At 48.2% G+C, this 24736-nt stretch carries 17 protein-coding genes; 13 read left to right on the top strand and 4 right to left on the bottom strand.

Annotation, left to right across the window (positions count from 1 at the left end; translation table 11 throughout):
- The first annotated feature begins 103 nt into the window (after positions 1 to 103).
- The 6 genes from EYR25_RS06735 to purF all read left to right on the top strand — a co-directional run bounded on the left by EYR25_RS06735 (position 104) and on the right by purF (position 8723).
- A complete protein-coding gene (locus EYR25_RS06735; protein ID WP_133178928.1) occupies positions 104 to 3373 on the top strand; it encodes a FimV/HubP family polar landmark protein in 3270 nt (1089 codons plus the stop codon).
- A gap of 103 nt (positions 3374 to 3476) precedes the next feature.
- Complete coding sequence (truA, locus tag EYR25_RS06740; RefSeq protein ID WP_133178929.1) at positions 3477 to 4262, top strand: tRNA pseudouridine(38-40) synthase TruA; 786 nt, start codon at positions 3477 to 3479, stop codon at positions 4260 to 4262.
- A gap of 51 nt (positions 4263 to 4313) precedes the next feature.
- Complete coding sequence (gene folC, locus EYR25_RS06745; protein WP_133178930.1) at positions 4314 to 5612, top strand: bifunctional tetrahydrofolate synthase/dihydrofolate synthase; 1299 nt, start codon at positions 4314 to 4316, stop codon at positions 5610 to 5612.
- On the top strand, positions 5605 to 6429 hold the full coding sequence (locus tag EYR25_RS06750) for an SPOR domain-containing protein (RefSeq protein ID WP_133178931.1): 825 nt from the start codon (positions 5605 to 5607) through the stop codon (positions 6427 to 6429). Before folC ends, EYR25_RS06750 begins: the two co-directional genes overlap by 8 nt.
- Before the next feature lie 110 nt (positions 6430 to 6539).
- The gene (locus tag EYR25_RS06755) at positions 6540 to 7028 is read left to right on the top strand and encodes a CvpA family protein (protein WP_023267711.1); all 489 of its coding nucleotides are present in this window, start codon (positions 6540 to 6542) and stop codon (positions 7026 to 7028) included.
- 180 nt (positions 7029 to 7208) lie between these two features.
- Complete coding sequence (gene purF, locus EYR25_RS06760) at positions 7209 to 8723, top strand: amidophosphoribosyltransferase (RefSeq protein WP_011716540.1); 1515 nt, start codon at positions 7209 to 7211, stop codon at positions 8721 to 8723.
- Between the two features lie 102 nt (positions 8724 to 8825).
- On the opposite strand, the gene EYR25_RS06765 is transcribed toward purF, so the two are convergent.
- Entirely contained in the window at positions 8826 to 10310 is a 1485-nt protein-coding gene (locus EYR25_RS06765) for an alanine/glycine:cation symporter family protein (protein WP_133178932.1), read from the bottom strand.
- Positions 10311 to 10680: 370 nt separating this feature from the next.
- Positions 10681 to 10968: a hypothetical protein gene (locus EYR25_RS06770; RefSeq protein ID WP_133178933.1), complete on the bottom strand. Its 288-nt coding sequence runs from the start codon at positions 10966 to 10968 to the stop codon at positions 10681 to 10683.
- 199 nt (positions 10969 to 11167) lie between these two features.
- Here EYR25_RS06770 and EYR25_RS06775 point away from each other — a divergent pair, with 199 nt between their 5' ends.
- Both EYR25_RS06775 and EYR25_RS06780 read left to right on the top strand, forming a co-directional pair.
- The gene (locus EYR25_RS06775; RefSeq protein ID WP_133182764.1) at positions 11168 to 13282 is read left to right on the top strand and encodes a DNA topoisomerase III; all 2115 of its coding nucleotides are present in this window, start codon (positions 11168 to 11170) and stop codon (positions 13280 to 13282) included.
- Between the two features lie 249 nt (positions 13283 to 13531).
- A complete protein-coding gene (locus tag EYR25_RS06780; RefSeq protein ID WP_133178934.1) occupies positions 13532 to 14701 on the top strand; it encodes a porin in 1170 nt (389 codons plus the stop codon).
- A 92-nt stretch (positions 14702 to 14793) separates the two neighbouring features.
- On the opposite strand, the gene EYR25_RS06785 is transcribed toward EYR25_RS06780, so the two are convergent.
- Entirely contained in the window at positions 14794 to 16320 is a 1527-nt protein-coding gene (locus tag EYR25_RS06785; protein WP_133178935.1) for a sigma-54 interaction domain-containing protein, read from the bottom strand.
- A 165-nt stretch (positions 16321 to 16485) separates the two neighbouring features.
- Here EYR25_RS06785 and EYR25_RS06790 point away from each other — a divergent pair, with 165 nt between their 5' ends.
- From EYR25_RS06790 to EYR25_RS06800, 3 genes are read left to right on the top strand one after another with little or no spacing between them, the layout of a single operon-like run.
- On the top strand, positions 16486 to 18039 hold the full coding sequence (locus tag EYR25_RS06790) for a flavocytochrome c (RefSeq protein WP_133178936.1): 1554 nt from the start codon (positions 16486 to 16488) through the stop codon (positions 18037 to 18039).
- Positions 18040 to 18075: 36 nt separating this feature from the next.
- Positions 18076 to 19713 carry an HAL/PAL/TAL family ammonia-lyase gene (locus EYR25_RS06795; RefSeq protein WP_133178937.1) on the top strand — a complete coding sequence of 546 codons (1638 nt, stop codon included), beginning with the start codon at positions 18076 to 18078 and terminating at the stop codon, positions 19711 to 19713.
- A 41-nt stretch (positions 19714 to 19754) separates the two neighbouring features.
- A complete protein-coding gene (locus EYR25_RS06800; RefSeq protein WP_133178938.1) occupies positions 19755 to 20138 on the top strand; it encodes a cytochrome c3 family protein in 384 nt (127 codons plus the stop codon).
- 221 nt (positions 20139 to 20359) lie between these two features.
- Here the strand turns inward: EYR25_RS06800 and EYR25_RS06805 are convergent, their stop codons facing one another.
- Positions 20360 to 21649, bottom strand: coding sequence for an alpha/beta fold hydrolase (locus tag EYR25_RS06805; protein ID WP_023267720.1), 1290 nt, complete (start codon positions 21647 to 21649; stop codon positions 20360 to 20362).
- Positions 21650 to 21825: 176 nt separating this feature from the next.
- On the opposite strand from EYR25_RS06805, the gene EYR25_RS06810 reads away from it, so the two are divergent.
- Positions 21826 to 22470, top strand: a complete 645-nt coding sequence (locus tag EYR25_RS06810; RefSeq protein ID WP_023267721.1) for an MBL fold metallo-hydrolase — start codon at positions 21826 to 21828, stop codon at positions 22468 to 22470.
- A 317-nt stretch (positions 22471 to 22787) separates the two neighbouring features.
- Positions 22788 to 24527: a methyl-accepting chemotaxis protein gene (locus tag EYR25_RS06815; RefSeq protein ID WP_039978430.1), complete on the top strand. Its 1740-nt coding sequence runs from the start codon at positions 22788 to 22790 to the stop codon at positions 24525 to 24527.
- Positions 24528 to 24736 lie beyond the last annotated feature (209 nt).

A 24736-nucleotide genomic window follows, 5' to 3' on the forward strand; every position in this document is an offset into this window, starting at 1 on the left:
AGCAGGGCTGGGATTTCTAGTTTATAGTAATCTCAATAAATACAATTGCCTAAAGCCTGTTATCAGCGAGATAACTTAAATAGCGCTTCAAAGGGAAGGATTGATGAAATTTCGCACTTCGTATCTTGTGGGCCTGATGGCCACCGTTTTAGCTGTTTCTTCCACGACCTCTTTTATTGATCCTGCGATAGCTGCTGATACTCCCAAAATAAAACCTTTAAAAATCATGGGTCCAGACGGGCAGATCCGTCAGGTCAATCATCAATATGGGCCAACGACCTCTAAGGACACCTTCTGGAGCATTGCGCAAAAAGTCCGTCCCGATGCCAGTGTCAGTGTTTATCAAGTGATGGCCGCAGTATTTGATGCTAACCCCCATGCGTTTAACTCCGACAGTTATAACAGCCTAGAACGTGGCATGATTTTGCTGATCCCTTCGAAAGAAGTGATGCTCGCCATTCCTAATAGTCTGGCCATTGCCCGCGCCGAACGCAGCGATAAGCAGGCTCGTACTGCGGCTAAAGCCGCACCTAAGCCTGAAACCAAACCAGCAACGAAGCCTGCACCGGCTCAGGTTGCTGTACAGCCTAAGGTTGAAACACCTAAGGCAGAGGTGAAACCCGAGGCGGCGAAAACTGAGGTTGCTAAAACCGAAGCAACGCCAACGCCAACCGTGCCTAAGATGGTGAGCTCGGATATCAATGCGCGTCTTGAAGCGGCGGAGAGCAAGAATTTATCCCTGACCGACGAGCTCGCTAGAGCGCAAGATCAACTCGCGGTGAGAAATACCGATGTTGAGACGCTCAAAGCTAAGATCGAAGAATTAAATCAACAGATTGCGGTATTAGAAGAAACCCTGCAGGCCAGCAAGAAGCAAAACCTTGCCCTTAAAGCCGAGGTCGAGGCTGCACAAACGCCAGAAGCAGCTACGACTGATGAGCCTGCCATGCCAGCAGAGCCTGATGATCTATGGCGTAATTTGATGAGTAATCCGCTGCTCCTCGTTGCGGCGGCGGTGATCCCTGCATTATTGCTACTTATCCTCGTCTTCTGGCTATTACGCCGTAAACGCAATAAAGAGCGTCGCGAGTTAGAAGTGCAGCAAGCTGCTATGGTGGCTGCGGGTGCGGCTGGCGTAGCGGGGGCATCCGTACTGGCGATGGATGATGACGATTTAGGCGACATGGCTGTGCATTTAGATGGCGAACATGCCGATTCTATTGACAGCTTACTCGATGTCGGCAGTGTTGATCTGCAACCCGAGCAGGAAATGACTGATAGCCATGAGCAGATGGATATTGCCTCTGAAATGTTTATCGATCCTGGTATCAGTGATGAGCCAGAGCCTAAGTTTGAAGAGGAAGAAGGCCAATCATTAGATGATCTCTGGGCTGAGGCTATGGGAGATCAGGAAGAGGCTGTCGCCGAAGAAAAACCTAAATCTGGCAATATCTTAGAGGAAGAAGATCTTGATGCCTTGTTGGCTGGACTAGGGACAGAAGAGGCGAGTGATACTGCTCAACAAAATACGGAATCGTCACTTGATGAATTAGCTGGGTTTGACATGCCTGCTGAGCAAGAGGCCGATGCAACAGCTATTGATGACGATATCACAGCAGCAATAGCCGCTGAGTTAGATTCTGAGCTTGAAAATAATGAGCTTGCTGCAGATGCAGATATTGATGCCTTGCTTGCTGACTTTAATCAACCTGACTCCAGTACTGGGATTTCGTCAGAGATTGATGACGATCTGGATGCTTTGTTAGCCGAAAGCAAAATTGACGAAAACCAAGAGCCTGATCTTGGCGATGCGATTGCCGCTGAATTAGACGGTGATTTAGCCGAGTTGGGGGTTGAGCAAACCGATGATATCGATGCCTTATTAGCGGACTTTGATAAACCTGCGCCAGCTGCTCCCGATTTGAGTGATGAAATCGCAGCAGAATTAGATGCGGATTTGAATGAGATAGGTATAAGCGATTCAGATGATGATATCGATACATTACTTGCGGGATTAGATGCACCAGTTGACCATGATCCGGAGATTGCCGCAGCTATTGCAGCTGAACTTGAGGATGAACTCAACACCGAGTCAGCGAGCGATGATGATTTGGACCAGTTGTTAGCTGGTTTTAATACTCAAGAAGTCTTTGACGAAGACACCATTGCGGAGCAAGTATCGTCTGACAATGATGAGATTGCTGCAGAGCTTGAGTCAGCTCTGCCAGAAGATTTATCTAATGCGCAGGACGATCTCGACTCACTCTTAGCCGAGTTTGATGTGCCAGAACAAGGCGAAGCTGATGCTGATGATTTTAACTTCGACATAGAAACTACTCACACAGAACCAGAAGCCAAAGTTGAGGAAGAGGATTTACTTAAGGGGATTGGTGCCGCTCATGCCATTGATGGCACGGATGACACCTTCGAGCTAAACGAAGAGATTGCGGCAAACCTAGACAGCGCCGATGAGGCTGCAACTGAACCTCTGTTTACAGGTTTTGATGCCGATACCGATGATATCGCGCCCGCCCTTGCTGGTGCCGCCGTCGCGTCAGCCGCAGCTGCAAAAGCTAAAGAGAAAGAGTCCTCTTTCTTTAATGACCTAAAGGCAAATAAGAGTAAGGATCCCCATGTGCTTGATTGGGATACCGAACTGAATTTTGCGCCTACGCCTAAGGCGGAAACGCCAGTCAAACCGGAAACAGATTTACCCTTAGATCCTGTACCTGTGCAGGGCACTACACGTCAACCGCTGGAGTTTGCAGTAGATGAGCTAAAACCTACAGACTCTGTTGCAGACTTTGAGCTCAATGATGAGCTGGATTTAGGCCGCGAGTTTGATTTAAAAGACGATACCGATGATGTCGATTTAAGCGATGATAGCGTGCTTGCCGCATTTACCGGGGGGGCTGAGCTTACTGAGGAAGAGATATTAACCCCTGAGGATAGCTTTGCCCTCGATGACGAACACACGCTCACCGTTGATGAGGCCCTAGCCGCCCTCGATGCGCAGGAATCTCGCAAGTCGAAGAAGTTTGTTCCAGAGCATGATTTAACCAACTTCCAAAACGAGCATGGTTATATCGATATCGAAAAACTGCTTAACGATGCCGAGCAGGACAACACAGAGACAGATCTTTATCCCGAAATGGATGTTGAGATGAGCGATGTCGGCGCGCTGATTGGCGATGCCGCCATGATCGACGTGGACGACGAGGAAAACTCAGTCAATGCCAAGCTCGATTTAGCCCGTGCCTACATCGAAATCGATGACAGCGACAGTGCCAAAGCATTGCTACGGGAAGTCCAAATCGACGGTAACGAGCGTCAGCAAGAAGAAGCGGCCCGTTTACTTAAAGAGATGAGCTAATCCTTAAGGGGCTTGATTTCACACTAACGGCGCGCAGAGCGCCGTTTTTTTTATGGGCTGCTGTGATAAAATGCGCCGCTAAATTAACTGTGAGGATGTGTGGATGCGGATTGCATTAGGTATTGAATATGACGGAAGTGGTTATTTCGGTTGGCAGCGTCAGGCCGAAGTCGATTCAGTACAAGGGCAATTAGAACAAGCCTTATCAAAGGTGGCGAACGAACCCATTAGTTTGTTCTGTGCCGGAAGAACCGATGCCGGCGTTCATGCAACGGGGCAGGTGGTGCATTTCGAGACTAATGCCATACGTAACGAAGGCGCGTGGACCTTAGGGGTGAATGCCAATTTGCCCGATAATATCGCCGTTCGTTGGGCAAAAGAGGTAGATGACAGTTTCCATGCCCGCTTTTCGGCCACGGCCAGACGTTACCGCTATGTGATTTACAATCATAATTTCCGCCCCGGGATCCTGCGTCACGGCGTGAGCCATTACCACGGTGATATCGACGCTGATAAAATGCATGTTGCGGCGCAGGCGCTGCTCGGTGAGCAGGACTTTACCAGTTTTCGCGCTATTCAATGTCAATCGAAAACCCCATTTCGCAATGTTCACAGCGTAAAAGTGACGCGTCAGGGCATGTATGTGATTGTCGATATTTCTGCTAACGCCTTCTTGCACCATATGGTGCGTAACATTGTCGGCTCCCTGCTGGAAATCGGTCTAGGCAATCAGCCTCTGACCTGGATGGCGGATTTACTGGCCCTTAAAGATCGAAATCAAGCGGCGGCAACCGCTAAACCCAATGGACTCTATTTAGTCGATGTGACATATCCCGAGCTGTATCAACTGCCTAAGTTGGCTTTAGGGCCATTGTTTATGCTGGATTAATCGCTGCTTTGCCCGTTAAGTGAAGCGCGTATCGAAGGAAGGAAAGAACAGATGACCACAGTCCCGAGTGAACAGACATCTTTAACTGTGCCGAGTGCGAATGCGCCACTGGCACAATGGCTAGATTATTTATTATCGATTCACCCAACCGAAATCGATATGGGATTAACCCGGGTTTCAAAGGTCGCCGCGCGCCTGCATTTATTGGACCTCGGGCCTAGCAAAGTGGTCACTGTAGGAGGCACCAATGGCAAAGGCACCACCTGCGCCATGCTCGAGAACATCCTGCGCTTATCTGGGCTGACGGTGGGCGTCTACAGTTCGCCCCATATGCTCAAATACAACGAAAGGGTGCGCATCAACGGTCAAGATGCCAGCGATGAAGCCTTTGTTACGGCCTTTGAACAGATTGAGGCGGCGCGCGGCGAGATTTCGCTGACCTTCTTCGAATATGCCACTTTAGCAGGCTTAATCCTGTTTAAAGCGGCCAAGTTGGATGTGGTGATCTTAGAAGTCGGTCTTGGCGGCCGTTTGGATGCCACCAACATGATTGATGCCGATATCAGCGTGGTGACGTCCGTCGATTTAGATCACGAGGCCTATTTGGGCAATACCCGCGAGCTGGTCGGCCGTGAAAAGGCAGGCATTTTTCGTCAAGGTCGCCCTGCGATTGTCGGCGAGCCGAACTTACCCCATACGGTCAATGATGTCGCCCAAGATGTCGGCGCCAAGCTCTATCGTGTGGGCGAGGAGTTTAGTTACCAGCAAGATGGCCAGACGTGGGATTACCAAGGCCAAGTATTCACCCTCAAGCAGCTGAGTTTGCCAACACTGCCATTACCCAACGCCGCGACTGTGATTGCGATTGTTGAGCATGGCTGGCCGCATATTGCTGCCGATATCATAGCCAAAGGCATCAGCAGCGCGCGCTTAACGGGGCGTTTAGAACAAGTTAACGAGCAGCCGCTGATTTTACTCGATGTGGCGCACAATCCCCATGCGGCGCGGTTTTTAGCCAAGCAGCTCACGCCTATGGTGACGGGGAAGCGAGTGTTTGCCCTGTGTGGCATGCTAAAGGATAAGGACATTGCAGGCGTATTGCCTGTGGTTTCGCCCTTAATCGATACTTGGTACTTAGTGAGTTTACAGGGGGAGCGCGGCGCAAATGCAAGCCTGCTGCGCCAAACCTTAGCGCAAGACACTAAGGCCCATGAGTTTGACGATATCGCCGCGGCATGGACGGCATTAAAAGCGCAAATTCAGCCCGATGATGTGGTAATTGTGTTTGGCTCCTTTTACACTGTGGCAGGTTTTAAGTCTCTCTTTAAGCAGGATAACCGTTTTGTCTAGCCAGTTTCATAATCGATTAGTCGGCACTGTGGTGCTGGTCGCCCTCGGGGTGATTTTTCTGCCGGATATTTTAGATGGCAAGAAGGATCGTCAAGAGGAACAATTTGCCGAAATTCCCCTGCGTCCTGCCGCAATAGCGCAGCAAAACGCCGATGATATGTTTGAGGTGTTGTCCACCCAAGATGTGGATGGCGAAGGTGCCTTACCCGAAGAGTCCTCTCCTAATGATGAGGCTGCGTTAGCGCAGGCGGTCAATACTGATGTCAAAGACACGTCTGCGGCAAAAGTGGAGCCTAAATCAGAAGCGGTGAAAGAGACCGCCAAACCACAGACGGCAAAAGCGGAAACTAAGCCTGAGGTGAAAGCGCCGGTGAAAACCGAGACCGCTAAGGCCGAACCGAAGAAAGAGACGCCAAAGCCTGCTCCCACTAAAACAGAGACCAAAAAGCCAGAACCCAAGACAACCGTAGTCGCGAAAACGGACAAACCGAAAGCCGAAACCGCGAAAACAGAATCTGCAAAACCTGCCAAAGACGATGGCATTAAAGTGGTCAGCCGCGATTCATTAAAACCAGGGCTTACGCTGCAACTAGGCGCATTTAGCAATGCCGCCAACGTAAAAGCGCTGGTGGCGCAGTTACGTAAAAGTGGTTACAAGGCGTACACAATTCCAGACACGCCTAAGGATGGCGTATTGACGAAAGTGTTTGTGGGGCCCGACGTTTCCGAAGCTAAGCTGAAGAAAATGCAGGAAGAAATTGAAACTCTAACCCGTTTGAAAGGCCGAATTGTGCCTTTTAATCCCTTGGAATCTTAATGCCATTCAGCAGGGGCTGAAATAATTTATTTACCTCGCTAGGGGTGAGAATCGTTTCAGTCTCTGGTAGAATCGCGCCGTCTTAAAGCCTATGCTGGAAAGCCATCTCAATGGTTTGGATTGATTACGCTATCATCTTCGTTATCGGGTTATCGACTCTTATCAGTCTGATCCGCGGATTTGCCAAAGAAGCCATGTCGTTAGTGGTATGGTTCGCGGCTTTCTTTGTTGCCAGCCAATTTTATCAAGACCTCGCCGTTCATCTCACGCAAATGAACGATGAGGTGCTACGCAATGGGGTCTCCATTGCTATTCTTTTTATCACCACCTTAATACTCGGCGCCCTTATCAATTACATCATTGGGCAACTAGTGGTTAAAACCGGATTATCTGGCACTGACAGACTCTTAGGTCTGTGTTTCGGTGCCATTAGGGGCGCGCTGATCGTCAGCGCGCTGCTGTTTTTTATGGATGCTTTTACAGGCTCACCCAACACCCAATGGTGGAAGGACTCTGTACTAGTGCCCGAATTTGGCGTTGTGATCCAATGGTTCTTTCACTATTTGGAAAACACCTCCAGCTTTGTACCCAAACTATAAAAAAGACAATAAATTTATCCTAAGTGATGGAGGATAAGTAAGGTTGAGTCCGAAGCCTAAGGCCACGGACTCAACACTGAGATGAAGCGCTTCAGTCGTATGGCTGGAGATTTACTTCGTCTTTTACTTATATTTCAACATGAAAGGGCATAGAACATCTTACAATGAGGAAGCTTACCCATGTGTGGTATCGTCGGAATAGTTGGCCAATCATCGGTTAATCAGACCATTTATGACGCACTGACCGTGCTTCAACACAGAGGTCAGGATGCGGCAGGTATTGTGACCGTTGATCGTGGTGCTTTCAGACTACGTAAAGCCAATGGTCTGGTCAAAGATGTATTTGAAGTCAAACACATGCAGCGCCTACAGGGCAATGCAGGTATTGGCCACGTACGTTATCCTACTGCAGGCAGTTCCAGCGCGTCAGAAGCGCAGCCTTTCTATGTTAACTCGCCATTTGGGATTTCATTAGCCCATAACGGTAACTTAACCAACACGGTTGAATTAGCAGAAGGCCTGATCAAAAAGCGTCGCCATGTGAACACCACATCCGACTCAGAAGTATTATTAAACCTGCTGGCCGATGAGCTGCAAAAAACCACAAGCTTAATGCTGACGCCTGACGAAGTGTTCGACACTATCGCTAAAGTGCACGAGCAAGCCCGTGGCGCCTATGCGGTTGTGGCCATGATTATCGGTCAAGGTCTAGTGGCATTTCGCGATCCTTTCGGTATTCGTCCACTGGTATTAGGTAAGCACGAAACCCCAACCGGTACTGAGTACATGGTGGCCTCTGAGAGCGTGGCGCTCGATGCCGTGGGTTTTGAAGTGATGCGCGATGTGGCGCCAGGCGAAGCGATTTATATCTCTCTCGATGGTCAGCTTTATACTCGCCAATGCGCCAAAGAGCCAAGCTACTCACCTTGTATCTTCGAATTCGTGTATTTTGCGCGCCCAGATTCGACTATCGACAATGTCTCTGTTTACGCCAGTCGCGTGAACATGGGTGCCAAGCTCGGTGAAAAGATCAAAAAAGAATGGTACGACCATGATATCGACGTGGTGATCCCTATTCCTGAAACCTCATGCGATATCGCATTAGAAATCGCCCGTTGCATGGACTTACCTTACCGCCAAGGTTTTGTGAAGAACCGTTATATCGGCCGTACCTTTATTATGCCTGGTCAACAGGAGCGTAAAAAATCGGTACGCCGTAAACTCAACGCCATCAACACTGAGTTTAAGGGGAAGAACGTGCTGTTAGTCGATGACTCTATCGTTCGTGGTACCACGTCAGAACAAATCATTGAGATGGCGCGTGAAGCGGGTGCGAAGAAAGTGTACTTTGCCTCGGCGGCACCGGAGATCCGTTTCCCGAACGTTTACGGTATCGATATGCCAACCTCGAATGAACTGATTGCCCACGGTCGTGATGCCGATGAAATTGCTAAGCTGATTGGCGCCGATGGGATTATCTTCCAAAATCTGCCGGATCTGGTTGAAGCGGTGAGAATGGAAAACCCAGAGATCAAACGTTTCGAAACCTCAGTGTTCGACGGTCACTACATCACTAACGATGTTGACCAATCTTACCTCGACCACTTAACTCAGTTACGTAACGACGATGCCAAAGCCGACCGTAATAAGGACATTGGCACTAACTTAGAGTTACACAACGTTTGCCATCCATAAGATGAGTTGAGTGTGTGCTTGGCGTTAAGCGGGTGCACCTTATAACGCGCAACAAAAAAGCCAGTGATAAGTCACTGGCTTTGTTATTTGGAGCTTTAATCTTTAGGAGAGCTTTGGAGGCTCGCTCGTTTGACTCTGCGCGAGTTCATCCTGCGCATTTTTGCGTTCAACCCAATAGTCTGCATGGGGAATACCGAGTTTTTCAGGGTCAAATAACGGCTCAATCCCTTGTTTTTGTTGCGACTCATAATCCTTCAGGCAAGTAAAGGCGATGCGTTGCAGCAGAATAATGGCGATAATGTTTAGCCATGCCATCAGTCCCACACCAATATCACCCATGCCCCAGGCCAAATCGGCGGTTTTCACTGTGCCATAGACCGTTGAGGCCATCAGCACTACTTTCAGTACCACAGTGAGCCAAGGACGATTCGCCTTGCGATTGATATAGGCAATGTTGGTTTCGGCAATATAGTAGTAGGCCACAATGGTGGTGAAGGCGAAGAAGAACAGCGCAACGGCAACGAACATATTACCAAAGCCTGGCATCATGCTTTCCATCGCGGTTTGCACATAACCTGGGCCTGCTGCGACACCCGCAATCCCGGTATAAAGCGCGGCACCATCAGGGCCTTGCACATTATACAAACCCGTGATCAGCAGCATAAAGCCGGTGGCAGAACAGACAAACAGGGTATCAACATACACTGAGAAGGCTTGCACTAAACCTTGTTTAGCTGGATGACTCACTGCGGCGGCAGAAGAAGCGTGCGGCCCAGTACCTTGGCCCGCTTCGTTTGAGTAAATACCGCGTTTTACCCCCCACATAATCGCAAGACCGAGAATCGCACCAAAGCCTGCATCGAGTCCGAAGGCGCTTTTTAGGATCAACATAATAATATCGGGCAGCTGGCCAATGTTAAGGGCAATAATCACGCAAGCGACGATGATATAACCCAGTGCCATAAAGGGCACTACGGTACTGGCAAAGTGGGCAATACGTTTTACGCCACCAAAAATAATGAAACCTAATAGCATCGCAAGAATGGCTGCTGTGACGTTAGGATCGATATCGAAGGCGGTTTTTAGGCTAGAACCTATGGAGTTAGCTTGCACGCCAGGCAGTAAAATCCCGCAGGCAAAAATAGTCGCAATGGCAAATGTCCAAGCGTACCACTTCATGCCTAAGCCTTTTTCAATATAAAAGGCGGGGCCGCCGCGGTATTCACCGTTGATTTTTTCTTTGTAGACTTGTCCTAAGGTGGATTCAACGAATGCGGAGCTGGCGCCCAGAAACGCCACCATCCACATCCAAAACAATGCACCCGGACCGCCGAAGGTAATCGCAGTGGCGACACCAGCAATGTTACCGGTTCCCACACGACCCGCTAAGGTCATGGCTAAAGCCTGGAAGGAAGACACGCCAGCATCAGTGCTTTTGCCATCAAACATTAGACGGATCATTTCGGGTAAATGGCGTAACTGTAGGAAACGTGAGCGCAGGGAGAAAAAGAGTCCTACACCGAGGCAAAGATAAACGAGTGCGGGGCTCCAAACGATATTGTTGACCGCATTAACAATCTCATTCATATAGTTCAACTCCAATATTCTGTTGTTTTTGCAGAGTTTTTAAGAAATTTGCTTGTAAGTTTGGGTACCAAATGGCCACTTTGGCCTAAGGTTAAGACGTGTGCGCACGTCTAAGAGCTTCAACATAACGGCTTTTTAAGCCGCTTCATAGCTAAAGTTGTTAAATAATTGATAATTTAACGTTCTTTATTTGGTGTGGTTACTGAGGAGCTTTATTTTGCAGCGTGTTATCTCTGCAGTATTGAGATTCATAATCTAGCAACTTGAATCATTGAGAAAAGCGGGGAGATAAGGCGAATTGATCGAGACTATTAACTCAGCCAAAGTGGATAGCGGGGACGGTATTCGTGCAAGGCAAAGTAAACTTGGCTTAAATTACCAGCCATAGCAGCATCCATAGTCCAAAAAGCCATGCCAGACTGCGGCGGCTAACGCGATGTTTTAATAGCAAAGACAGGCTCACCGCCACAGGTAGAAACAGGATAAAAGCCCAAGAGAGGAAAGGCGCCTCAAGCCCCAAGCTTTTTAGCCCCATTTCACAAAGTAGACTTAACGCCAATAACAATAAGCTATGAAAGAGCATTAATTGATTGAATCTTAATACTAGCGCTGGTTTAAAGGCGGGTTTCGCATGACAGGGCAAGGTCAGTGTATTCATCTCTTGTTCTCAATTCCTTGTAACGGATACGAGGGATTTTAGTTTTAGATGAGAATTGTTCTCAACTAAATTTACACAGCTTTAGTGTTCCATCGCCATTCATCGTGTTCAATCGACCCTCTAGGTTAAATGGCGGTTTGCACTCTTGTCCGCTTTGGGCTAAATTACACTGTAATTATATCCAGTGTTTAATGTAGATATGATCCTCTATATTGCTGAAAAACCAAGCCTTGGGCGTGCAATTGCCGATGTGCTGCCTAAACCCCACAAAAAAGGTGACGGGTTTATTGAAGACGCAAACGGTAACTGTGTGTCTTGGTGTGTGGGGCACTTGCTCGAACAGGCAGAACCCGATGCCTATAATCCAGAGTTTAAATCGTGGAAATTTGAGCATTTACCCATTGTGCCTGAGAAGTGGTTGCTTAAACCTAAGGCCGCGACCCGCAGCCAACTCGCAGTGCTTAAAAAGCTGGTGAAACAGGCCGATACCTTAGTGAATGCGGGCGATCCCGACCGCGAAGGGCAGTTGTTGGTTGATGAAGTGATCGCCTATTTGGGCGTGACGGGCGATAAATTACAACAAACGCAGCGACTCCTTATCAGCGACTTAAATCCGCAGGCGGTGAAACGTGCCTTGTCGCAACTTCGCAGTAACCGTGAGTTTATTCCTTTGTCGACTTCGGCACTTGCCCGAAGCCGCGCCGATTGGCTCTATGGCATGAATATGACGCGGGCCTACACCATCCAAGGGAAAAAGGTTGGCTATCAGGGCGTGCTATCAGTCGGTCGAGTACAGACCCCGCTCCTTGGACTTATTGTGCGCCGCGATGAGGAAATCGCGAACTTTCAATCTAAGCCTTTTTATGAGGTTCTGGCCCACTTAGTGACGGACAAAGATCAGGCTTTCACGGCGAAGTGGCAACCCAGTGAAGCCTGCTTACCCTATATGGATGAGGAAGGGCGCGTGCTCGCTAAGGGCTTAGCGCAAAATGTGGTGCGCCGGATCACCGATAAACCCGCCGAAGTGACCCAGTTAAGCACTAAGGATAAGCAGCAGAATCCGCCTTTGCCCTACAGTTTATCAGCGCTGCAAATCGATGCGGCCAAGCGCTTTGGTATGAGCGCGAAGGACGTGCTCGATACCTGCCAGAGTTTATACGAGCGCCATAAGCTAATCACCTATCCACGCTCAGACAGCCGTTATTTGCCCACAGAGCAGCATGGGCTTGCAAGCGGGGTATTAGCGGCCATTACAGGCGGTGCGCCCGAGTTAGTCGCACAGGCTGAGGCGCCGAATCCTCGGCTTAAATCTAAGGCGTGGGATGATAAAAAAGTCGATGCCCACCATGCCATTATACCAACGGAAAAACAGCCTAATTTAGTTGGCTTAAGCCAGCGGGAAAGACAGCTTTATCTGCATATTGCTCGTCAGTATTTGGCGCAGTTTTATCCTGCCTATTGCTACAGTGAAACCACGGTCGAGGTGACGATCGAAGGTGGTCTTTTTAAAACTAAGGCAAAACAGGATAAGTCCCTCGGTTGGAAACAGCTGTTTGCCAGAGAAGAGAACGAACGAAAAGACGCATCATCCACAGCGAGTTTTGTGCAAGGCGACAATGACACAGAGGAAGGAGAATATGTTGGTCAGCTACCGCCGCTTACCTTAGGGCAAGTGCTTCATTGTCACCAAGGTGAATTAGTCGAGAAGCAAACACAACCACCCAAGGCCTTTACCGATGCGACCTTGCTGAGCGCCATGACGGGGATTAACCGTTATGTGACTGATCCCGAGATCCGCAAAATTTTAAAGGAAACCGATGGCTTAGGTACGGAAGCGACTCGCGCAGGCATTATTGAACTGCTGTTTAAGCGAGGCTTTATTCAGCGTCAGGGCAAGTCGATTGTGGCAACGGAGGTGGGCAAGGGCTTAATCAATAGCTTACCCCTTAGCGCCACGACGCCCGATATGACGGCGCTGTGGGAGGCAAGTCTGAACGGTATCTGCCATAAAGAAATTTCTTATCAAGGATTTATGCAGCCACTGCTGGGGACGCTAAAAAACTTAATCGAAAATGCGGGTGCTCAATTACCCTCAGCCCTCAATGGCTTAAAGGGGCAGGGCTTTAAGCGTGCCGCGACTAAAAAGTCCGGTTATCGAAAAGCGGGAGCCAGAGGCGCTGCTGGCGGGAAAAAAGCCCGTACTGGCGCTAAAAAAGGGAATGCTAGCAATTCAGCCGCAGCATCTACCACCTCCACAACCGCTAAACCGACTGCGCCTAGACGGCGAACGAGCAAAGCGGTCGCCCAAGCCTGATGACACATATGTGATCAAACTGTCGCTAACCCACGGGATTTGGTAACGATATTTAATTTATTCCGCGATATTTAATTACCGCCAATCACGATATTTCGTGATTGGCGGATCCACTTCTAAAAAACACCTTGAAACTCAGCTTTTCCGCCCCGTGGCATGCTAACTGCTTTGTCTTGGCTGGAGAATATAATAAACCAATTAAATCATAAGATTATTTATGATTTAGCTGAATGAATAGGTGTAGATGATATGAAAAAGAAATTGCTTGCAGTGATGATCCCTGCGGTGCTGCTCACTGGTACAACTCAAGCGGTCGAGCTGTATAACGATCAAACCAATAGCGTCAATATGATGGGTTGGCTAGGCTTTGCGGCGTTAAACGATGGCCACGAAACCTCAGTAATTGATAACTTTTCCCGCGTGGGATTTCGTTTCGACCGCCAAGAGAAAAACGGCTGGCGCTCCTTTGCCCATACCGAATGGGGCATTAACATGGTCACCAGTGACGATGGTCTGATCTATACCCAAGGTCAAGGTGGCGGTCAGTTATCGGCTTCAAAAACCTCAGATTTTCTCTTTAATCGTTTAGGTTATGTCGGCATGTCGCACGACAAATGGGGTTCGCTCACCTTTGGTAAGCAGTGGGGGGCTTATTACGATGTGGCTTACACCACTGACGTACTCAATGCCTTTACCGGTTGGTCTGTCGGTGCTTATACCTTCGGCGATGGCGGCCTCACCGGCGCGGGGCGTGCGGATGCGGCGCTGCAATACCGTAATACCTTTGGCAATCTGCATATCGCGGTGCAATACGCTTCTAAGCAAAATAGCGATGTGGCGCTTTATGACAATTTAGGCAACGCCTTAAACGATGGTTCTGAGCTGAGCTTCGATCCTAGCTATGGGGCGAGTGCCACTTACTACTTCACCGATAAATTTAAGGTGTTAGCGGGCTTTAACCGTGGTGACTTCACCGGCAATCTTGCGGGTAAAGACGTCGATAATACCAATCAAATCATCGGTATCGGCGCCCAATACGGCAGCTTCTACCAATATGCGCCGGGTCGTGATGCCGACGGCCTATATGTTGGTTTTAACGCCCATAAGAGTGAGCAAAACGAGTTAGTCGGTGGCGATCTTTACGACTCAACTGGCGCCGAATTTATCGTCGCTTACCACTACGATAACGGATTCGTACCTAGCTTATTGCTGACTTACCAAGATTTGGACACCGATGAAAACACCGTCATCCAAGGTAAATGGACCCGTCAATTTGCCGTACTAGGCCTGCATTATCGCTATAGCCGCGACACTATTATGTATGCCGAAGCCAAAATCGATTTCAGCGATATGGACGATAAAGCCTACGAAGATCTGCAGGATAACAACTATGCCGTTGGTATTCGTTATTTCTTCTAATTGACCCACTAACTCGGCAACATAAATCAAAGGCCACATATTGTGGCCTTTTTCATAACTATCCATTTCTTATCAATGTATTACACTATGCATTACACAATCCCTAACTTCTTCATTTTACTGCGTAGGGTATTGGCATTGATATCCAGCAATTCCGCGGCGCCGCCTGGGCCATAGAGTTTACCTCCTGTGATCCTTAGGGCATGGCTGATATATTTTTTGGTCATCACCTCTAGCGGTACCAGCTTATCGCTGGCATGACTTGGATCAATAATCACGGTTTGATTGGATGGGGTTTTCACGGCTTCGAGGCTTTGTGGCGCCAGAAAACTAAAATCCAGCGGCCCTGCAGGGTGCTGAATGATGGCGCGCTCGAGCACATTAATGAGTTCGCGCACATTCCCAGGCCAGCCATATTGGTTGAGAATATTCAGTTGTTCTGGGGTGATTCTTGGCAGCTGCGGTAAATTGAATTTGGCACTGAGCTGCTCGATAAAATGTTGTACCAGCAGAGGTATATCTGTGCGTCTTTGTCTGAGTGATGGGATTTCGATGGGGAAAATCGCCAGCCGATACCAGAGATCCTCCCTAAACACTTCTCTGTGCACCATGGCCTGAAGGTTTCTGTGGGTTGCGGCCACAATACGAATATCGAGTTGCACCGCATCGTGGCCGCCAACGCGGGTGATACAACTATTTTGCAGTACCCTGAGTAACCTAACTTGGGCCGAAAGCGGCAATTCCCCTATCTCATCTAAGAAAATCGTGCCGCCGTTGGCCTGCTCGAAGTAGCCAATTTTGCGTGAATCGGCGCCAGTAAATGCGCCTTTTTCATAACCAAAAAGCTCGGAGTCAATCAAGGTATCAGGAATGGCGCCACAGTTTACCTTGATAAAAGGCTTACCCGAGCGTTCCGATAATTCGTGAATGGCGTTGGCGATGACTTCCTTGCCACAGCCCGTTTCCCCAAGCATTAACACTGTGGTGTTGATTTTGGCGATGGATTGCACCTGTTGCATTACCTGTTTCAGGCCAGAATTAGCGCCAACCACGCCATTTTGAACATCTAAGGTGCGGCGTAGACTCACGTTTTGTTTTGAGAGCGCTTCATTCTCTTTGAGTAAGTTGCGATCCCTTAAATTCAGCGCCGTGATCAGCGCGAGGTTTTGCATATGCGGTGCGATTAAGTCCGCATGGCGGGGCCTAAATACTCCAGTGGTTTTGGCATAAAAACCGACTATCCCAAGATGGGTATTTTCTATCGACATCCGCAAGATAATCAGTGACCGAATATCTTTAATCACTTGCGGTGCGACTAATGCAGTAACAGGATCATGCTCAATATCGTTAACAATTCTAACCCTTGGTCGCTCGGGATCTTCTAAGTATTGCGCCATCTTCTCAGGAATTTGGACGCGCTTATCGAGCGTACAGCAATGGGTGTTATCTACATGGGCGATAAACTGTATATCATTAAATTGTTTGCGAAAAATATTCACAAATAGCCCATCAATAGGCAGTTCATCCCGAATAAACTCAAAGTAACTCTGTAGGGATTTCTCCAGTTGCAGACTACTACAGAGTCTTAGGGTTGATTCGTAATAAAAGTGTTTTTCCATTGATATTTCAAGTTAATCACTAAGTATCGTGATTGTAGATCTTTATATTTCGTGATTTTGTGCCTGCAATCAAAGTTCCCCGCTTAAATACCTCTTTTTAGGTGCTTGGCACAGCATCTGCACTTTCACGCTGACAAGTTCCAGTGATTATTGAAGGAAATCAGCATGAGTAAAACCCAAGGTATTAATTCGGGGCGTCGACAATTATTAAAGGGCGGTATGGTCATGGCCGCAGGGTTCGGGGCGAGTATTGCGTTGCCTACCGCTGCTAGCTGTGACTCGGCTCCTATTAACTTCGATGAAATTGTAGATGTGCTCGTGGTAGGCAGTGGTTTTGCGGGCATGTCTGCAGCGTTGCAGGCCAGAGAAGCCGGCGTGAGCGTGATGGTTATCGATAAGATGCCCGTGTTTGGTGGCAACTCGACCATCAACGGCGGCGCGATGGCGGTCGCGGGGTCAGCCCTACAGAAGCAGGCAGGGATTGAAGATTCGGTAGATGCCATGGTGGCGGACATGCTGCGGGCTGGTCGCGGCATGAACGATGTGGAAATGCTCAAACTGGTATGTAACGGCACAGCTGAATCCTGCCAGTGGCTGATCGATTACGGCGTGAACTGGAAGCCGTTTGTTCAGCACTTTGGCGGCCACTCGGTACAGCGAGTGCTGCAAACCGTTGAAAGTTCAGGCGCTGGCATTATTCGCCCCCTAATTAAAGCCGCCCGTGACAAGGGCGTCACCATGAAAAATCAGACCAAGCTCGAAGGCTTTGTACAAGATGAGGCCGGACGGGTGATCGGTGTCGAAGTTCGCGAAGGTTTTTATTTTCCCAATGAGCGCACGGGTAAAATACGTCGTATCGGCGCGCGCCGTGGCGTGATTATGGCGACTGGCGGTTTTGGTCGCGATATTGAATACCGCATGATGCAATTACCTGAGTTAAATAGTGATTTAGATTCAACCAACCATGCAGGTGCCACTTCTGAGGCGCTCAAGCAGATGATGCTTATTGGGGCCAATCCCATTCATTTAGACCAAATTCAGCTTGGCCCATGGGCATCCCCCGACGAGAAGGGATTTGGCACGGCTTCCCAGTTCAACACTATCGCTACCTATCCCCACGGCATTGTTGTGGATGTGCGCACAGGTGAGCGTTTCTTCAATGAATTAGCCGACCGTAAAGCCCGTGCCGACGCCATTATGACCAGACGAGATGAAAAAGGGCAACCTGTCTATCCCATTGGTTTTACTAATGCTGCCGGTGCCAGCAAGGCACAGACCTTAGATTGGGGCCTGAAATACAAGGTCATCAGCAAGGCCGAAACCTTAGACGAACTGGCCGCTATTTACGGCATGCCGGGCAAGGCATTAAAGGCGCAGGTTGCGCGTTGGAACGAAGCGGTGAAGACAGGCATCGATAAAGAGTTCGACCGCCCCATGCAGGAGGCAATAGTGCTCGACAAAGGGCCTTGGTATGCGGTGCGCATGTGGCCGAAGGTGCATTACTGCATGGGCGGCGTGAAGGTAAATACCCAATCCGAAGTGCTGCATTTGGTCAGCAATAAAGCCATTCCCGGGTTATATGCCGCAGGCGAGGCCACGGGCGGTATCCATGGTGCCAGCCGTTTAGGTGCCTGTGCCGTGGCTGAAGGAGTAGTCACTGGGCGTAATGCTGGTCGAAACTGCGCTGCGGCGAGTGCTGTGACGCTAAAGCAAGTTTAGATTTTATTAAAAATAACAAAATGTTGGAGAATGATAATGAATAAATCCATGTTGATGGCCTCACTTACCTTGAGTTTACTTTCTGGCAGCGCGCTCGCGATGGAGCAAGTGGTACTCGACGGTAAACATTTAACTCAAGACCAAGCCTGGGCAATTGCCGATGGTGCAAAAGTGAAGATTGCTCCGCAGTCCAAGACCCAACTCGTGAAAGCACACGCGCTATTGATGGAAGCAGCGCGTCTGGGCAAACCTGTGTATGGCTTAACCGTAGGTGTTGGGCTAAACAAAGACCACAAGCTGTTCGATGCTAACGGCAAGCTGAGTGATTCGGTGCTCGATGCTTCCAGAAGTTTTAACTTTAGTACCTTTCGGGCTCACAGTGCGGGTGTGGGTGAAGCTGCGCCCATCCGCTTAACACGCTTAGCATTAGCCGTGCGGTTAAATACTATTCTAGCCGGGCAAACTGGTGTTCAACCTGTGGTGGCCGAGCTTTATGAAGCCTATCTTAACAAGGGACTGACCCCTGTGATCCCTGCTAAGGGCACAGTCGGTGAAGCGGATATTCTGCTGTCATCCCATGTTGGTTTAGCCATGGTTGGCGAATGGGAAGTATTCTACAAAGGTCAGCGTGTGAGCAGTAAAGAGGCGATGGCTGATGCGGGCATTACGCCATTAGTCCCAATGGGTAAAGATGCATTGTCGATTTTATCTAACAACGCCTTTGCAGTGGCGTATGCGATGCAAGGTTACCGTGAGGCGAAGCAATTATTGTCGGTATCGCCCACCGTCTTTGGCTTAAGCTTGGAAGGCTTAAACGGTAACGTGGCGCCATTCTTGCCGCAGACCAATGATATCCGCCCGTTCCCTTACATTAAATCGGCCACCAGTGACATTCTCAAGCAGCTCGATGGCAGCTATTTATGGCAGCTTAACGATGAGCGTCCATTACAGGATCCGTTAAGTTTTAGAACCACGGCTTACACCTTTGCTGGCGCCGAGCAGGCCCTAGCTTCATTGGATGAAGTGATCAATATCCAAATCAACCATTCGGACGATAACCCAGCCGTGATTGTGGGTGCGTCGAACCAGTATGCCGAGTTCCCACAAGTGGCTAAATATATGGTTGAAGGACAGGGCGGTGTGTTCCCAACCACTAACTTCGAGCCGCTGCCGGTAGCGCTCGCGGTGCAAAACCTGAGTGTCGCCCTGACCCATGTGTCCCACAACAGTGTGATGCGCACTATTCATCTGTCCGATGATCACTTTACTAAGCTGACGCGCTTCCTAAGTGCGCCGGAGAATCAAGGCCATGCCTTCGGTGCGATTCAAAAAGCCTTTGTGGATATGCAAGTGCGTAACAAGCAGTTAGCCACGCCTGTATCCTTCGATGGGATCTCTATCGCCGGCGGGATTGAAGATACCTTCACTAACCTTAAGTTGGCGTCGGATAACCTGATCCAAATCGTGGATAACACCCGAGTCATCTATGGTTTAGAACTGCTGCACTCAACTCAAGCGATTGATTTACGTAAGCAAGCTCAACCTGATCTGCAACTGGGCAAGGCCACGCAAGCCATGTACAAGGCCTACCGTGAAAAAGTGCCTTTTGTCGCCAAGGACCGTCCGTTTACCCCTGATATCCAAGCGTCAACTGACTTTATTGCAAACTATTAATCTACGATACGGGGCGTGATGCCCCGCCTAGGAAGACTCTGATGTTAAAACCCGTATTTATTCTATTACTCGGTGTCATGCTGGCAACGCCAATGGCCGCTAATGCATTGAATATCAAGGACTACCATAAAGAGGTGATGACTGGAACCGATGGTAAAGTCGATTGCGCGGCATGCCACGGTGACGCAAAACGTAAAACCGTTCCCGATGCTGCGACTTGCAGTAGTTGCCATGGTTCGCCCGAGGAGGTCGCTAAGCTGACTGAGCGCCCTGCGGATGCGGGCCATTCGGTTGAGCCAAATCCCCATAACAGTCTGCACTATGGTACTGATCTGCCATGTACTTACTGTCATCAGGAACACAAAGAAAGTAAAGTCTATTGCAATCAATGCCATGAATTTACTTACCCTCAGATGAAACGTTAGTTTGATCTCCGTTAAACACTCGCTCCCCTGTATTTTTTGACTATCTTTGTCACGCACTCAACCCGGTTGAGTGCATTTTTTTTGGCAAAAAAAAGAGTAACCCAATACGGATTACTCTCACGGAAAATAGGTCGTTGAACGTTGTAGCCAAAATCACTCAATTGGATGAGGAGCCTGCACACAATGACAGCTTTTACTTAATTAACCCTTAAAATTAACATTTATCTTAAGCTGTCACCGCGGTTGAGACTGATGAGCTTATCTAAGATCCGCTCGCCATCCATTCGAATGCCATTATGCTCATATTCCGAAGTTAACCAATACTTTAGATGCGCTATTTGTTTGGCTGTTTCTAGGCTGTAGTCCATCTCGACATACATATCTTCGCTATAAATCGCGGCCGCAACTGGGACGCGGTTCTGGCTGAGCTGCTCAAGATTATATAACGCTGGCCAGTCCGTCTTATGGGCAAGGAGATTGGCCGCAGCTTGGAGTGGGGCTAAATGGCTAAATTGTTCAAACATCCAAGGATAAATCATCTCGCCAGTAAACAGGAAAGGCTTACCGATTTGATAGTTAAAGACCGGATACTGCTCACGCACCCTATGGGCAGACCACTGTGACGCACTGTGTTGGCAGTAGATCGCTTCATGTAACAGGGCGAAAATTGGGTTGGTGTTGTAGTCGAGTAATTGACAGAAATGATTTAAAAACAGCGGGTTGACATAATCACCTTGGGGGGAATGTATCAGCGCCTGTTCAAGCAAATAGTAAACCGACTCTGGGCCTTGCTCCATGCCTAAGTTAATGCCGAGCAGTTGCAGCATCTCAACCGTGAGGCGCTCGCCCGTGGCTAACTGCACTGGGTGCTCGAGTAAATGTTTGGCGAGGCGAGTCACGAGATGCTGCGCATCGTGGAAGCGCTGGAAGAAGTCCTTATTCTTGGCGAGCACGCGCTGATAGGTGGCCTGATAGACTTCATCACTGCTGCGCGTGAGGGAAGGAATGCCGCCGGTGATATAGGCTTCACTCACGCCCTGAGGCGCTGCACTTAGATAATGCAGCACGCAGAAACCACCGAAGCTTTGACCTAGAATCGCCCACTTGTCGGCGGGGCAGAGCTGGGCACGAATTGACTCGGCATCACGGACGATATTATCGGCCCTAAAATGGCTTAAATATTCGGCCTGTTGTTCAGGCGTTAAGTGACCGAGGCTTTGGTAATTAATGGGGCTAGAAAGCCCTGTCCCCCGTTGGTCGAGCAATAAAACTCTAAACTCTTTGAGTGCACGGCGGATCCAACCGCTATTACTGGCCGGACGCATGGCAGCAAAGCCAGGGCCGCCCTGAAAAAAGACGATATAAGGTAGTTTTTTATCTTTATTTTCAATGGCGCAAAGTTCTCTCGCAAACACAGTAATCTGCTCACCAATTGGTTGTTGGTAGTTGAGTGGCAGAGTAAAAGTATGTTTTTTGGCGAGGATACCGGCGAGCATCATATCGGGTTTCATCAATTAACCTTAAGGGTAAGACCTGTTTATGGCAGATTGTATACAAAAGCCCTGTCGTCGCAAGTTAGGATTATTTTAAAAGCCTTTGGTTAAGATCAATTTTTATTGTAAAAAATTGAGCCATGATAAGCCTCTTAGCGTAATCTATCGGCTATGGATAACACGAGATTGAAGCTATGAAGTACCAAATTATTCCTGTGACACCTTTCCAGCAGAATTGCAGCTTGATCTGGTGTGAAAAAACGAACAGTGCAGCGGTTGTCGATCCGGGAGGGAATGTCGACCGTATTCTTGGTGAAATTGCCAAACTAGGGCTCATCCTCGAAAAAATCTTACTTACACATGGTCATATCGACCATGTTGGCGGCGCTAAGCTGCTGGCTCAGCAGACAAATGCAGCTATTGTGGGGCCCCATGTGGCGGATAAGTTTTGGATTGAAAATTTGCCCAAACAGAGCCAAAACTTTGGTTTTCCACACTGTGATGCCTTTGAACCTGATCAATATCTACAGGATGGCGATGTCGTCACTGTGGGTGAACAAAGCTTAAAAGTCTTGCATTGTCCAGGCCATACACCGGGTCATGTGGCGTTTTACTCGGCTAGCTCAAAACTAGCTTGGGTGGGCGATATTCTGTTTAGAAGCTCGATTGGTCGCACCGACTTTCCGCAATCTAATCATCAAGATTTAATTCAGTCGATCACGTCTAAACTCTGGCCTTTAGGGGCGGACGTAGAATTTATTCCCGGCCACGGACCAATGTCGACCTTTGGGGAAGAGCGCGAACATAATCCTTTTGTCGCTGACCAGTTACTGCTGTAAGTGGTATAACACCGCATCGATTGGCTCAATACTCAATAGCAGCTTTTAATCAGGTACAATTCATATTTACTGTGCCTGATTAAATCTGCAAATCTCATCTCTGCTTGATACGAATCTTGGTTTTTTACCTAGATTTATCCACAACTATTTATTTTTAAGCATTATATTTTGTCCTAAACCCAATATAGGTGATTTGCGCAACTGAGAATCGTTCGTAACTCAGTGTATTATTTCATCAAAATCCACTTTTTTACTTTTTAGTTACATTTTACTGACTAGACTTAAAGCTAACGTTGTACATGTCTATCGGGGTAGCTATGAATACAAAAACGATGATGAGTGTTGTCTTTTCCACCATAGTCGCCAGTGCGGTGATTACGGCGGTGTTGAGTTTTAATGTCAAATCTAAGATTGAGCTGTTTAATGACGCGGCTAATATTCGCTATCAGTCCTACCAACTTGCTGATGAGCTGCGGCAAAGTTCCGATGATTTAACTAGGCTTGCCCGTACCTACGCGGTCACAGGCGATGAGAAATACGAAAAAATGTATATGGATATTCTGGCTATTCGTAATGGTGAAAAACCTAGGCCGGAAAAATATCACCAGATTTATTGGGATTTGGTGTTGAGCTACGGTGATAAACCTAAGCCTGATGGCGCCAGAGTTGCGATTAAAAAACAAATGAAGGACTTAGGCTTTTCTGATGAGGAATTCCATTATCTCGAGCAAGCACAGCAAAACTCTGATGCTTTAGTTGCCCTCGAAGTTAAAGCGATGAATGCGGTGAAAGGGATTTTTATGGATCCCAATACCCAAACCTACAGTATTAAGGGGGAACCTAATCTCGCGATGGCGAGGGAATTACTACATAGTGATCAATACCATAGAGAAAAAGCAAAAATTATGGAGCCTATTGATCAGTTTTTTACTGCTCTGGATAAACGTACAGAAGGGGAAGTGACTAATCGCTTAGACTCTTTAAATATGGCGCTTAATGGTTCGCAGTTTGTGTTGTTTTTAGTTATTTTAGTGGCTGTCGGCGGCTTTATTATTGTTAAGAGCAGGATAGTTACTCCGCTGATAAAGACCTGCAGTGAGTTACTCGATATTCAAAGGTCAAAAAATCTTGCCCGCAGGATTTCAGTCTCTACCCAAGGTGAGATTGGTGAAATCGTCAATCAAATCAACTTATTTATTTCCTCATTAGCCAGTTCATTAGCAACTACAGACAGTATCGCGAAGGAAGTGGCGGATCTGGCTAAACAAACCAAAGCCTCGATTCAAGTCTCCCGTCAAAGCTCTAATCGAGTTGCCAAAGAGCTTGATGCCAGTGCGAGCGCGATGGAGGAAATGACCACCACCTTAGTGCATGTCAGTGAAAGCACTTCAAACGCTGAAATCCGTGCGGCAGAAAATGAAACCCATGTCGGCGTTGGCCAAGATACGGTTTCGGAAGCGCTCAATGCGATGGCAGTACTCGAAAGTGAATTTACGACAACTCAAGATTCGATGCAGCATTTAGTGAATGAAAGTACCCAAGTAAGTAATGTGCTTAGCGTAATTAAAGCGATTGCCGAGCAAACCAACTTACTGGCACTCAATGCAGCAATTGAGGCTGCGAGGGCTGGAGAGCAAGGGCGTGGTTTTGCGGTGGTGGCCGATGAGGTACGTTCACTTGCCCAACGGACACAGGATTCCACTAAGGAAATCGATGATATTGTTGCCAGTTTACAAAATCGGACCAATCAGGTGGGCAGCTCAGTCACTCAAGCGGCCAGTTTGATGCAAAAAGCCTCAGGTGAATTGCAGCGTATCGTCACTGTCTTCGATGATATTCGTCAAAGCACGGCAGCTATCCATGGGATCAACACTCAAGTGGCCGCATCAACTGAAGAGCAATCTCTGGTTTCTAAGGATATTGCTACCAGTCTTGTGGTGATCCGCGATAATTCCCGCGAGGTTTCGCAAATTATTGAGCAAATCGAATCGACATCGATAAGTCTGGATAACCAATCCCAAGTATTGCGTACTAAAGCGGGGGAATATCAATTTTAAGTTTTAGCTATATTCGTCCAGAAATGGATTGGGTCAGATGACAGGGATGTCAATTTTTCAGTTTCTTCCATTTGTACTTCCGCTTATTTTCCCTTTTAAATTCCAATTGCCTTTGTTAGCTTGTTTTATATTCGGTAAAAATAATACTGATAAATAATGCCGCTAATCGATGACTACGCTTACCACCCGTGTGCGTCGATGAGTGAAAA

Source organism: Shewanella decolorationis, assembly GCF_004354305.1.
GTDB lineage: Bacteria > Pseudomonadota > Gammaproteobacteria > Enterobacterales > Shewanellaceae > Shewanella > Shewanella decolorationis.